Source organism: Pseudomonas sp. Van50, from assembly GCF_055390755.1.
On sequence record NZ_AP024343.1, the window covers coordinates 3,335,828 to 3,348,552 of the forward strand.

Consider the following 12,725-nt stretch of genomic DNA (forward strand, 5'->3'; position numbering starts at 1 on the left):
CTTCGTTTTCCGGACCCGGGCCGTATGACTTTCGACTCCCCCTTGACTGCCTGGCAGCATGCCATCGAACACCACGGCTTCGTCCAGGACGAGGCCCAGGAATTGGCCATCATGGCGCTGGAGCAATGCCACCAGGCGTTGCACGAAGGGCGCAAGTCGATCAAGGGCGTCTATCTCTGGGGCCCGGTGGGACGTGGCAAGACCTGGCTGATGGACCGCTTTTATGAAAGCCTCAAGGTGCCGGCCCGCCGTCAGCACTTCCATCATTTCATGGCGTGGGTGCACCAGCGCTCGTTCCAGCTCACCGGCACGCCGGATCCTTTGCAAGCCCTGGCCCGGGAGTTGAGCGCAGAAGTACGGGTGCTGTGTTTCGATGAGCTGTTCGTCAACGACATTGGTGACGCGATCATCCTCGGGCGCTTGTTCCAGGTGATGTTCGAGCTGGGCATGGTGATGGTGAGCACCTCCAACCTGCCACCGGAAGAACTCTATGTCAACGGCCATAACCGTGAGCGTTTCCTGCCGACCATCACCGCGATCAAGCAGCACATGCAGATCGTGCCGGTGAACGGCTGGCAAGACCATCGCCAGCACCCAGGCCAATTGCAGCAGCGTTATTGGCTGCGCGATCCCGGACAGCCCGATCCGCTGGGTGATGTCTTCAGCCTGTTGACCACAGGGCAGGTGTCGAGCCGCGTGCCGATTGACGTGGGCCATCGCCTGCTTGAACCGGTCCAGGCCAGCGATACGGTGCTCTGGAGCCGTTACGCCGACCTGTGTGAACAACCGTTCTCGGCGCTGGATTTCATGGCGCTGTGCGACCGCTTCAGCGTCATTCTACTCAGTGATGTGCCCTGCCTGAGCGCCGAACAGCGCGAGGGGCGCATCGCCCGTGGCACCGAGGACGGCGTTGCGCGGGTCGTGGCCGGTGACCGTGAGTTGCCGCAGTTGTCGGTCCACGACGACGGCGTGCGACGGTTCATCGCCCTGGTCGATGAATGCTACGACCGCAAGGTACCGTTGTGCCTTTCGGCTGCGGTGCCGATGGATGAGTTGTACACCGAGGGCTATCTGCAATTCCCGTTTCGCCGTACGCTCAGTCGCCTTCAGGAAATGCAAATGCAACGTTTTGGTCAGCCAGCCTGACCTGTATCCCGCCGACGGCATCGAGCCGCCGGTACTACCGAAGTGAGATGGAAGGTCATGGAAGAAGCCAAGGACATTCTTGTTCTGCAAGCCAGCTACACCAACCCGGTCCACGCCGAAGCGATCTGTCATGTGCTCAACGGTTATGCGCTGGACCCGATGGGCGGGGGACATCCGTTGCCGGCCGAGGTCCTGCTGCACCTGCCCGAGGAACTGGCCAAGCGTCCTCATGCCTTCAGCGTGCTGGCTTTCGTCAACGGCGAGCCAGCGGGGCTGGTCAATTGTTTCGAAGGTTTTTCAACCTTTGCCTGCCGACCGTTGGTGAACATCCACGACGTGGTGGTCATGCCGGAGTTTCGCGGCCTCGGGTTGAGCCAGAAGATGCTGCAGAAGGTCGAGGATATTTCCCGCCAGCGCGGTTGCTGCAAGATTACCCTGGAAGTGCTCCAGGAAAATGCCGTGGCACAGGGCAGCTACGCCAAGTTCGGCTTTGCCCCCGGCATGTTCGACCCCGCCCACGGCCCTATGCAGTTCTGGATCAAGCCCCTGTAAAAGCGGGCATCCGATCAGTTTCGATTATTCCTGCACGACTTCGGCCAAGGGCGCCTTGGGCTGCATCAGGCTGAAGTCGATCAGGGCCTTGCGTGGGGTTTGATACGGGTTGCCGATCAGCAGTGGACGGGCCTTGAAGTCATCGCTGACCAGGCTCTTGCTACGATCCAGTTCGTCAAAACTCAAGCCGGCCAGGTCCGCCCAGGTGTGGATCAGGTGTGAACTGCTGTAGGGGCGTGACAGGTCGCCGGCAAAGTTCCAGTCATGGTTTTCGCGCCACTTGGGCGAAGCCCAGGCCATGAAAGGAATGGTGTACATCGGTGCGGTCGGTTTGCCTTCGTTACGGCCCAACGTACCGTGACCCGGCGAGTCGAACACGTCTTCGCCGTGGTCCGAGAGGTACAGCAGGAAGCCGTTGGGATCAGTCTTGGCGTAATCCTTGATCAGGCTGGACACCACGAAGTCGTTGTACAGCACCGCGTTATCGTAGCTGTTGTAGGTCGGGACCTGGTCATCACGCAGGCCCGCCGGTACGCCCTGGCGGTCAGTGAATTTGTTGAACGTCGGCGGATACCGGTACTGATAGCTCATGTGGGTGCCGAGCAGGTGCACCACGATCAGCTTGCGCGGGGCGCTGTCGGCCAAGGCCTTGTTGAATGGCTCGATCACGTCGCCATCGTATTGCGCGGCATTCTGGTTGCGGTTGTTGTTCAGGTACACCTGTTCGTCGGCCTGTTGGGAAAAGGTCGTGAGCATGGTGTTGCGTTTGGTCATGGTCTGCTGGTTGGTGATCCAGAAGGTCTTGTAGCCGGCCTGCTTCATCATGCTGACCAACGATGGTGTGCTCAGGTACAGGTCTGGACTCTCCTCGTCGGCGAACGTCAGCACCTGCTGCAGCGCTTCGATGGTGTAGGGGCGCGGGGTGATGACATTGTCGAACACCGAAAGCTGGTCCTTGAGCTTGTCCAGCTCCGGCGTGGTTTCCCGCGGGTAACCGTACAGGCTCATGCGCTGGCGGTTGGTGGATTCGCCGATCACCAGCACCAGGGTGGCTGGCTGTTCTGCGGTGGCATCCTTGAGATTGCTCAGGGGAGCAATCTTGCTGGCGCTGTGGAGCATGCCTTGCATGTTTTCCAGCTGTTCACCGTAGCGACGATAGGCCACCAGCATCTGCCATGGCACGGCTGGCTCGATGCGATCTTCGAACTTCTCCAGGCCACCGGCGAAACTGCCGGTGCGCAGGGTTTGCTTGACCAGCGGATAACCGGCCACGGCGAGCACGATGACGGCTGCGGCGACCATGGCCTGGCCCCGAGGCAGGTACACCGGACGCAGACGGGTCCAGATCCAATAGCCAACCGCGGTGTGGGCCAGGAACGCCGCCACCATCCACCAGGCAAAATACTGGGTCAGGTACTCGCCGGCTTCAGACACGTTCGATTCGAACATGATGAAAATGACGCTCTGGGAAAATTCCTGCTGGTAAATGAAGAAGTAGCCCAGGCTGGCCATGGAGCAAGCCCACAGCACCACGCCGATCAATGCCGCGAGCACGCGTGTACGGGCGGGGAAGAGCAGCATGGGCGCCAGCCACACCGCACTCATCACGAACGCTTGGCGAAAGCCGGTAAAACCGGAGGTGTCGCTCAGCAGGATGAGCAGTTGGGTGATGCCCGAGAAATACCAGAAGAACAGAAACAGCCAGCCGAGTCCGGCCCAGTCGAAACCTTTCGCAGTCGTTTTGCTGCGTTTGAACAAGCTCATCAAGCGCTCCAGCCTTTATCGACGAAGCTGCCGGCACCGGATTGGTGACTGCAGGCCTGCGTCGAGCAACCCTAAAGGCGGGGAGTATTACGAGCCGGTTGTGAAAACTTTGTGAGTTTTTCGGATACAAAATGCACGTGAGGTGCGAATGCACCTGTGGCAAGGGGGGGCTCTAGGGGCGGGACCCGTGGGAGCAAGGCTTGCCCGCGATAGCCGCGCCGCGGTCGAACAGCTGAACCGCGTTATCGTTCATCGCGGGCAAGCCTTGCTCCCACAGATAAAATTCTCGCCTCAAGTGGACACGGCAGGACTTGCATGGAAGTGACCCTGTTTGACCAGCGTCACTTCTTCGACTGTGCCTCTGGAGCGGTTACCGAGCCAGGGACTGGCTCTGGTGGGACAGCTGTGCGTGCTGCAGCTGCATGCGCAACTGCGTCACTTCATCGAGCAGCAGATCGCGTTCTTCCTTGAGTAGGCGCAATTCATCGCGACGAATGGTCACATAAAGGGTTTGGGGAGGACGTGCGGTAACGACAGGGCCCATTGCTCACCTCGCAAATGGCGTACATCAACTATAGAGATGTCGCCATGATTTGGTCGACACCTCTACTATCGGCGCCGATTCTGATTTCTTTTGCTTGTGATTGGAACTTTTTTATTTTTCATGGTCGTTGTGTCTTCGGCCGGATCTTGAACGTTATCCCTTGTGGTCGCTCGAATTACCCGGAAACTATGCAGCAATGCTCTGGACTAACCTCCATTAGTCGATAGTGTTAAATCTTTGACACACCTTTATTTGTAGTAGGGAGCATCAGCACATGCAACTCGGGATCATTGGACTGGGCCGCATGGGCGGCAATATTGCGCGGCGCCTGATGCTCAATGGGCACACCACCGTCGTCTATGACCGCAATGCCGCTTTTGTCGAAAACCTGCGCCAGGAAGGCGCCACGGGCGTCGCAGACCTGCCGGCGCTGGTCGCCGGCCTCGAAAAACCACGGGCGGTCTGGGTCATGCTGCCGGCCGGAGCACCCACCGAAGACACCATCAACGTCCTCAGCGAACTGCTCGAGCCGGGCGACGTGATCATTGATGGCGGTAACACGTATTACAAGGACGACATCCGTCGCGCCCAGGCCCTGTCGGAAAAAGGCCTGAGCTACATCGATGTCGGCACCTCCGGTGGTGTTTGGGGCCTGGAGCGCGGTTACTGCATGATGATTGGCGGCGAGGCCGAGGTGGTGAAGCGCCTGGACCCGCTGTTCGACAGCCTGGCGCCGGGCATGGGCGACATCCCGCGCACCCGTGACCGCAAATCCGACGATGACCGTGCCGAGCGTGGCTATATCCACGCGGGCCCGGCGGGTTCGGGGCATTTCGTGAAGATGATCCACAACGGCATTGAATACGGCATGATGCAGGCCTTCGCCGAGGGCTTCGACATCCTCAAGACCAAATCCAGCGAAAGCCTGCCAGCGGAGCAGCGTTTCGACCTGAACGTGGCCGATATCGCCGAAGTCTGGCGTCGCGGCAGCGTGGTGTCGTCCTGGTTGCTGGACTTGACCGCCGACGCGTTGGCCAGCGATCCGAAACTGGATGGCTTTTCCGGTGAAGTCGCCGACAGTGGGGAAGGGCGCTGGACCATCGAGGCCGCCATCGAGCAAGCCGTGCCGGTTCCGGTCCTGTCCAGCTCGCTGTTCGCCCGTTTCCGCTCGCGCCAGCAAAGTACCTACGGCGACAAAATGCTCTCGGCCATGCGCTTCGGCTTTGGCGGCCACGTGGAGACGCCGAAGAAATGACCTCGATCGCCAGCAAATCCAAGGCAGAACCCGCGCCGCCGACCACGTTGTTCCTGTTCGGCGCCCATGGCGATCTGGTCAAGCGCCTGCTCATGCCGGCGCTTTACCACCTCAGTCGCGACGGTCTGCTGGACGATGGGCTGCGTATCGTCGGGGTTGACCACAACGCCATCAGCGATGTGGATTTTGCCAAGAAACTCGAAGATTTCATCCGTAACGAAGCGGCGAGCAAGGGCGGTGATGCCGACCGCGTGCTCGACCCGGCGCTGTGGGCCAAGCTGGCCCAAGGCATCAGCTACGTCCAGGGTGACTTCCTCGATGACGACACCTACCAGGCGCTGGCGGCGAAAATCGCTGCCAGCGGCACCGGCAACGCGGTCTTCTACCTGGCGACCGCGCCGCGCTTTTTCAGTGAAGTGGTCAGCCGCCTCGGTGCGGCCGGGCTGCTTCAGGAGCAGGAGGGGGCTTTCCGGCGGGTGGTGATCGAAAAACCGTTCGGTTCCGATCTGCAAACCGCCGAAGCGCTGAACGCCTGCCTGCTCAAGGTCATGAGCGAGAAACAGATCTATCGCATCGACCATTACCTGGGCAAGGAGACGGTGCAGAACATTCTGGTCAGTCGTTTTTCCAACAGCCTGTTCGAGGCGTTCTGGAACAACCACTACATCGACCACGTACAAATCACCGCCGCCGAAACCGTCGGCGTGGAAACCCGTGGCAGTTTTTATGAACACACCGGCGCCCTGCGGGACATGGTGCCCAACCACCTGTTCCAACTGCTGGCGATGGTGGCCATGGAGCCGCCAGCGGCGTTTGGGGCCGACGCCGTGCGTGGGGAAAAAGCCAAGGTCGTCGGGGCGATCCGGCCCTGGTCGGTGGAACAGGCCCGCGCCAACTCGATCCGCGGCCAGTACACCGCCGGTGAAGTCGCTGGCAAGGCAGTGACCGGTTATCGCCAGGAAGCCAACGTCGCCGCCGACAGCAACACCGAGACGTACGTGGCCCTCAAGGTCATGATCGATAACTGGCGTTGGGTGGGCGTACCGTTCTACCTGCGCACCGGCAAGCGCATGAGCGTGCGAGACACGGAGATCGTCATCTGCTTCAAACCGGCGCCTTACGCGCAGTTTCGCGACACTGAAGTCGACGAATTGCAACCCACGTACCTGAGAATCCAGATTCAGCCCAATGAAGGCATGTGGTTCGACCTGCTGGCCAAGCGGCCGGGGCCGGCGCTCGACATGGCCAATATCGAATTGGGCTTTGCCTATAAGGACTTCTTCGAAATGCAGCCGTCCACGGGTTACGAAACCCTGATCTACGATTGCCTGACCGGTGACCAGACGCTGTTCCAGCGCGCCGACAACATCGAAAACGGCTGGCGCGCCGTGCAGCCGTTCCTCGACGCCTGGCGGCAGGACGCAACGGTCCAGCCCTACAAGGCCGGTGAAGATGGCCCGGCGGCGGCCGATGACTTGCTGACCCGCGACAATCGCGTCTGGCATGGCCTGGGATGAGTGATCTGGTGAAGCACCCCATCCGGTTTTTACTCAGCGACATGGACGGCACACTGCTGCTGCCTGATCACAGTCTCAACCAGCGCACCATCGCCGCGGTTCGCGCATTGCGTGAGGCCGGTGTGCTGTTCAGCCTCGCCACCGGGCGGCCGCCGCGGGCCATGCTGCAGCAGATCGAGGCCCTGGGCGTCGACCTGCCCACGGCGGCGTTCAATGGCGGCACGCTGGTTCATCCCGACGGCAGTTTCCTCGCTGTCCACTACCTGCCGCCGGAGGCTGCACTGGCCACCCTGGCGCTGTACGCCGATCAGCCGGGCATCGAAGTCTGGGTATTCGCCGATGGCGACTGGCTGGTGCGCGACGCCCACGGGCCGATGGTGCCGGTGGAGACGCGGGGCCTGGGCTACCCGCCGGTCGAAGTCGAGAGTTTCGAGCCTTACCTGGAGCGGATCGACAAGATCGTCGCCACCAGCGCCAACACCGACCTGCTGGTGGAGCTGGAGGCTCGGCTGCATCCGCTGCTCAAGGGCCAGGCCCAGGTGTCGCGTTCGCAACCGATCTACCTGGATGTGACGGCGATGAAGGCGAACAAAGGGGAAGCGCTGTCGACCCTGGCCGCCTTCCTCGACGTGCCGCTGGAGCAGACCGCGGCCATGGGTGACGGTGGCAACGACCCGGCGATGTTTCACCGGGCGGGGTTGTCGATTGCCATGGGCCAGGCGGAGGAGGCGATCAGGCGCCAGGCGGATGTAGTGACCTCCGCCGTGACCGAAGACGGCGCAGCCCTGGCGATCGAGCGGTACATCCTGCCGCGATAGACCGCCTGACCTCTTGTGGGAGCGAGCTTGCTCGCGATAGCGGTCTGTCATTCAACATGAATGCTGGCTGAAACCTCATCGCGAGCAAGCTCGCTCCCACAAGGGTTACAGCCAGTAAGTCACCGCATACCAGCCCAAACCGCCCATCACCACGGTGTAGGGCAGGGCCATCCAGACCATCCGGCCATAGGACAGGCGAATCAGCGGCGCAATCGCCGAGGTCAGCAGAAACAGGAACGCAGCCTGGCCGTTCGGTGTCGCGACACTCGGCAGGTTGGTGCCGGTGTTGATGGCCACCGCCAGGGTCTCGAACTGTTCGCGGCTGATGTGGCCGGAGACGAAGGCCTGCTTGACCTCGGTGATGTAGATGGTCGCCACGAACACGTTGTCGCTGATGGCCGAGAGCAGGCCGTTGGCAATGAACAGCATGCCGGGCTGCTGGTCGGCGGGCAGGGCCAGGACCCACTGGATCAGCGGCGTGAACAACTGCTGGTCGTGAATGACCGCCACCACTGCAAAGAACACCACCAGCAGCGACGTGAACGGCATGGCGTCCTTGAACGCATTGCCCAGCCGATGCTCGTCGGTGATGCCGGTGAAGGCGGTAATCAAGACAATGACCATCAAGCCGATCAGGCCGACTTCGGCAATGTGCAAGGCCAGGCAGACGATCAGGATAAGCGCGGCAAGACCCTGGACGATCAGGGCTGCGCGCTGGCGTGCGGTGCGTTCGCGATTGTCCTGCTCGGCGTAGTCGGCCAGTACCGCGCGCACGTTTTGGGGCAGGAGCGTGCCGTACCCGAACCAGCGCAATTTCTCCAGCGCCACGCAGGTCAGCAGCCCGGCAACCAGCACTGGCAGCGACACTGGAGCGACTTTCACGAAGAAATCAGCGAAATGCCAGCCCATCTCATGGCCGATCAGCAGGTTCTGCGGTTCGCCCACCAGGGTGCAGACACCGCCCAGCGCCGTGCCGACGGCACCATGCATCAGCAGGCTGCGCAGGAATGCCCGGAACTGTTCCAGGTCGCCATGGTGCAGCGACGGCAGGTCGTGGTCTTCATCGACGCTGCTGTCCTGGCGCGGATCGTTGCCCGATGCCACGCGGTGGTACACCGAATAAAAGCCCACCGCGGCGCTGATGATCACCGCCGTGACGGTCAAGGCATCGAGGAATGCCGACAGAAATGCCGAGAGAAAGCAGAACATCAAGGCCAACAGTGCCTTGGAGCGCACACCCAGGAGCAGGCGTGAGAACAGGAACAGCAGCAGGTCCTTCATGAAGTAGATTCCGGCCACCATGAACATCAGCAGCAGGATGACCGGGAAGTTGTGCAGCAATTCATCGTACAGCGCCTTGGGGCTGGTCATGCCCAACAGCAGGGCTTCGACCAGTAGCAGCCCACCGGGCATCAGGGGGTAGCATTTGAGGGCCATGGCGAGGGTGAAGATGAACTCCACGACCAGCATCCAGCCGGCGACCACCGGGCCGAGGGTCCACAGCACCAAGGCATTGAGAATCAGGAACGTGATGATGCACGCCTTGTACCAGCGCGGGGAATGCCCAAGAAAGTTGTGCGCGAAAGCTTGAGCCATCGAACCGGACATCGGCTGCTCCTTTTAATTAGAAGCGCGCAACTTGCCGTAACAAATGGGGAATATCAAGCCTAGGCATGAATACCGTTCGCCCACGACGATCTGACTCAGGCCCAATACCGCGCAACCACCGCCCGATAATGCCCCTGGAGCGAGTAGCCGCCCACCAGGATTCTGCCATCAGCCTGCAGCGCCAGGGCGGTGGCGGTGTCCAGGCTGTAACCGAGTCGAGTGCGAACCCAGCCTTTGCCTTCACCGAAATCCGGATCGAGGCTGGCATCCGGCAAATGCCGGGCGAGCACGAAGTCGGCTTCGATGCCGCCAATGGTCGCGCCAGCGGTCACGAGCTTGCCGTCCGGTTGAAGCTGGGCCGCCGTCCACTGGCTGGCGTTGCGCCCGATTGCCATGAGCTGGCACTGGCCTTGGTTGCAATGACGGTCCGGCGTGCCGTCCAGGCGCACTTTCAGGGACAGGCTATGCATCGGATCGCGGCTGCTGCCAAAGGCTTGTAGATTGCCGCTCGCATCCTGAACGATCTGGCTGACCATCACGCTATGACCCTGCGCCAGGATGGACAGGAAGCCCTCTTCGCCGAAGCTGTCATCGAGCTTGCCGCTGCTGTCATAACGGGCGATCAAGCCATGCTGGGGCAAGTCAATGGCGCCGCCGACGACGATATGGCCGTCAGCCTGGAGCATCAGGCAGCCGAGCCAGGTATTTTTCAATGCCCGTCGGACCATCACGAAACCGCGACCGTTGAACGAGGTATCCAGGGCCCCGTCCGGCAGGAGTCGGATCAATACACCGACATGGTCGGACAATTGATAGTGATGGTTGGCGAGCAAGAGAATCCGGCCATCGGCCTGCACTTGCATGTCGCAGGCCTCGAGGCCTGGCACGCCGGGCGGCAGCCAGGGATCGCGCAGGCCTTGGGAGAGGTGGCCGCAGAGCCGGATGAGGTGTCGGCCAGCATTGCCGAAGCTCTGGACGGCATGGCCCTGCTGATCGAACAGCGCCAGGGCGGGAAGGGTGTGTTCGTTGTTTTCATAGTGCAGGCCGGACAGCAGGATGTGCCCGTCGGGCAGCTCGATCACTTTGCCCGCCGTCGCTTCGAAGCCCTGTTCGAATGCGCCGATCACGCAGCCGTGGCTGCCGAAACCGGGATCGGTGGAGCCGTCATGGTTGAGTCGCGCCAGCCCGAACCGGCTGCCATGGGCGGTCTCGATCCTGGCCGCGACGAGGATTCGGCCGGCACGGTCGAGGGTCAAGCCGGTGATCAGGCTCGAGGTGCTGCCTTCGAAATGAACCCAGGCTTTGCCGTTGGCGGCAAAGCCTGGGTCAAGTTGCCCGGCGTGGGTCATGGCCGGGGGAGTTCAAACGCGAACTGATCGAGCATGCCTGCCTCTCCTTGCGTGTCGACCGGCCCGAAGGGGCGATGACTGCATGAGGGCAACATTCAATCCCTGAATGTGACAATGCACAACTGTCAGGTACAGCAGTTACAGGGGCGATGCGTGCCATAACAATGGCTTTACAACCCAATGCCAAGCCTGCAATCGATAACAGGCTCTACCGGCGGTTTATTCGGGCATCGACCAGGATTGCAAGGTATAGCCTTCCTGGCTCAATTCGGCACGGGCCTGTTTCAACAGATCGGCCAGTTGGACCGGGTCGGTATAGGCGCTGCTTGGAATCTGAGTGCGGCCAATATGGGTATTGGTACGGTCGATGACGGTCAGGCTAAGTTCGCCGTTACCGTCTTGTGGAGCCCAGGCCACGCATTGGAAAGGACGGAATGCGCGGTCGGCAATCAAAAGAGCTTCGTTGATACGGAGCGGGGCGTTCATGGCATTTTCTCTCAAGTGTGCCCAAACAAATGATGTGCCGTCGGTTGGGCGTACCGTGCGGCTGGTTACTTGTACTGATGTCCCGAACCGGTAGGCGGGTCACACATTATTTAAATAAATTTCGATTTTCTTTCAGACCAGGCTTTTGCTCTTTTGTTTGAAAGCCTCCTGAAAGAAAAGCGCCCATAACAACTAACGAAACGCTCGCTTATAACCAGTTTGAGGCGATCTCGATAATCAATTGATACAAGGGTGCGTCAACTTCTTGCTACTGTTACATGCAGGTCAGCCAAACGACTGTTTCTAATCATATTTCTTTATTTTGGCGCCAAGGATCAGTCATGGTCGAAGCCAGTACGTCACGTCGTCTGCTCGTGGTTGATCCCTGCGACGATTGCCATCGCCTGTTGCCAGCTCTGCGCACCATTGGTTGGGACGTGGACAGCTGCGCCCTCGAACACGCCGGCGATCGAACCTGTGACGTCGGCCTGTTGCGCTTGCAGCCTTTTCACCTGGAGCGTCCGGAAGCGGTCAAGGAGTTGATCAGCCGGAGCGGCACCGAATGGATCGCCGTGCTCAGCCAGGAAGTATTGCGCCTGCAAAACGTCGGTGATTTTGTCTGCGAATGGTTTTTTGACTTCCATACCTTGCCGTTCGACGTGTCCAGGGTCCAAGTAACACTGGGCCGGGCGTTTGGCATGGCGCGCTTGCGGGGGCAGGGCTCGATTCACATCGAACGGCCCGAACATGAACTGCTGGGCGACAGCAAGCCGATCCGCGAACTGCGCAAGTTATTGAGCAAGTTGGCGCCTGCCGAGTCGCCGGTGTTGATTCGCGGCGAGAGCGGCACCGGCAAGGAACTGGTGGCGCGCACCCTGCATTGTCAGTCTCATCGGCGCAACAAGCCGTTCATCGCCATCAACTGCGGCGCCATTCCTGAACACCTGATCCAATCGGAGCTGTTCGGGCATGAAAAGGGCGCGTTTACCGGCGCTCACCAACGCAAGATCGGACGGATCGAGGCGGCCCACGGGGGCACGCTGTTTCTCGATGAAATTGGCGACCTGCCGTTGGAATTGCAGGCCAACCTGTTGCGTTTCCTGCAGGAAAAACACATTGAACGGGTCGGTGGCAGCCAGCCGATTGCGGTCGATGTGCGGGTCTTGGCGGCCACCCATGTGGACCTTGAGGCGGCCATCGAGCAAAAGCGTTTTCGCGAGGATCTCTACTACCGCCTGAACGTGCTGCAAGTGGCGATGGCGCCCTTGCGCGAACGCCATGGCGACCTGGCGATGCTCGCCAGCCACTTTTCCCATTTCTACAGCCAGGAAACCGGCCGCCGCCCCCGCAGTTTCAGCGAGGATGCATTGGTGGCGATGGGCATGCACGACTGGCCCGGGAATGTGCGGGAGCTGGCCAACCGCGTCCGTCGCGGGCTGGTGCTGGCTGAAGGGCGGCAAATCGAAGCCCGGGACCTCGGCCTGGCCAGCCACCAGGGCGTCGCGGCACCGATGGGCACGCTGGAGGATTACAAGACTCGCGCCGAGCGCCAGGCCTTGAGCGATGTGCTCAACCGGCACAGCGACAACCTGAGCGTGGCCGCCCGGGTACTGGGCGTATCCCGGCCGACGTTCTACCGTCTGCTGCACAAGCATCAGATTCGCTAGAGCAGCCTACACACAACCC

The 12,725-nt window shown here is 60.9% G+C and carries 11 protein-coding genes; 6 read left to right on the forward strand and 5 right to left on the reverse strand.

The window, feature by feature from the left end:
• The first annotated feature begins 24 nt into the window (after positions 1-24).
• Complete coding sequence (zapE, locus tag ACZ5M5_RS14165; RefSeq protein ID WP_464739260.1) at positions 25-1,146, forward strand: cell division protein ZapE; 1,122 nt, start codon at positions 25-27, stop codon at positions 1,144-1,146.
• A 57-nt stretch (positions 1,147-1,203) separates the two neighbouring features.
• Entirely contained in the window at positions 1,204-1,698 is a 495-nt protein-coding gene (locus ACZ5M5_RS14170; protein ID WP_103308297.1) for a GNAT family N-acetyltransferase, read from the forward strand.
• A 24-nt stretch (positions 1,699-1,722) separates the two neighbouring features.
• On the opposite strand, the gene ACZ5M5_RS14175 is transcribed toward ACZ5M5_RS14170, so the two are convergent.
• On the reverse strand, positions 1,723-3,462 hold the full coding sequence (locus ACZ5M5_RS14175; RefSeq protein ID WP_464739261.1) for a phosphoethanolamine transferase CptA: 1,740 nt from the start codon (positions 3,460-3,462) through the stop codon (positions 1,723-1,725).
• A gap of 370 nt (positions 3,463-3,832) precedes the next feature.
• The gene (locus tag ACZ5M5_RS14180) at positions 3,833-4,006 is read right to left on the reverse strand and encodes a DUF6026 family protein (protein ID WP_013693491.1); all 174 of its coding nucleotides are present in this window, start codon (positions 4,004-4,006) and stop codon (positions 3,833-3,835) included.
• A gap of 250 nt (positions 4,007-4,256) precedes the next feature.
• Here ACZ5M5_RS14180 and gnd point away from each other — a divergent pair, with 250 nt between their 5' ends.
• From gnd to ACZ5M5_RS14195, 3 genes are read left to right on the forward strand one after another with little or no spacing between them, the layout of a single operon-like run.
• On the forward strand, positions 4,257-5,261 hold the full coding sequence (gene gnd / locus ACZ5M5_RS14185) for a phosphogluconate dehydrogenase (NAD(+)-dependent, decarboxylating) (protein ID WP_464739374.1): 1,005 nt from the start codon (positions 4,257-4,259) through the stop codon (positions 5,259-5,261).
• Positions 5,258-6,778 carry a glucose-6-phosphate dehydrogenase gene (gene zwf / locus ACZ5M5_RS14190; protein WP_060742561.1) on the forward strand — a complete coding sequence of 507 codons (1,521 nt, stop codon included), beginning with the start codon at positions 5,258-5,260 and terminating at the stop codon, positions 6,776-6,778. The genes gnd and zwf overlap by 4 nt, the downstream gene beginning before the upstream one ends.
• Positions 6,775-7,596, forward strand: a complete 822-nt coding sequence (locus tag ACZ5M5_RS14195; RefSeq protein ID WP_103308294.1) for an HAD family hydrolase — start codon at positions 6,775-6,777, stop codon at positions 7,594-7,596. Before zwf ends, ACZ5M5_RS14195 begins: the two co-directional genes overlap by 4 nt.
• Before the next feature lie 105 nt (positions 7,597-7,701).
• Here ACZ5M5_RS14195 and nhaB read toward each other — a convergent pair whose 3' ends face one another.
• The 3 genes from nhaB to ACZ5M5_RS14210 form a co-directional block, all read right to left on the reverse strand.
• Positions 7,702-9,204: a sodium/proton antiporter NhaB gene (nhaB, locus tag ACZ5M5_RS14200; RefSeq protein WP_103308292.1), complete on the reverse strand. Its 1,503-nt coding sequence runs from the start codon at positions 9,202-9,204 to the stop codon at positions 7,702-7,704.
• Positions 9,205-9,299: 95 nt separating this feature from the next.
• Positions 9,300-10,553, reverse strand: coding sequence for a hypothetical protein (locus ACZ5M5_RS14205; RefSeq protein WP_464739262.1), 1,254 nt, complete (start codon positions 10,551-10,553; stop codon positions 9,300-9,302).
• A gap of 219 nt (positions 10,554-10,772) precedes the next feature.
• Positions 10,773-11,039 (reverse strand): hypothetical protein, encoded by a 267-nt coding sequence (locus tag ACZ5M5_RS14210; protein WP_013693488.1) that lies wholly within the window; start codon positions 11,037-11,039, stop codon positions 10,773-10,775.
• 341 nt (positions 11,040-11,380) lie between these two features.
• Here ACZ5M5_RS14210 and ACZ5M5_RS14215 point away from each other — a divergent pair, with 341 nt between their 5' ends.
• A complete protein-coding gene (locus ACZ5M5_RS14215; protein ID WP_060742557.1) occupies positions 11,381-12,706 on the forward strand; it encodes a sigma-54 dependent transcriptional regulator in 1,326 nt (441 codons plus the stop codon).
• Positions 12,707-12,725 lie beyond the last annotated feature (19 nt).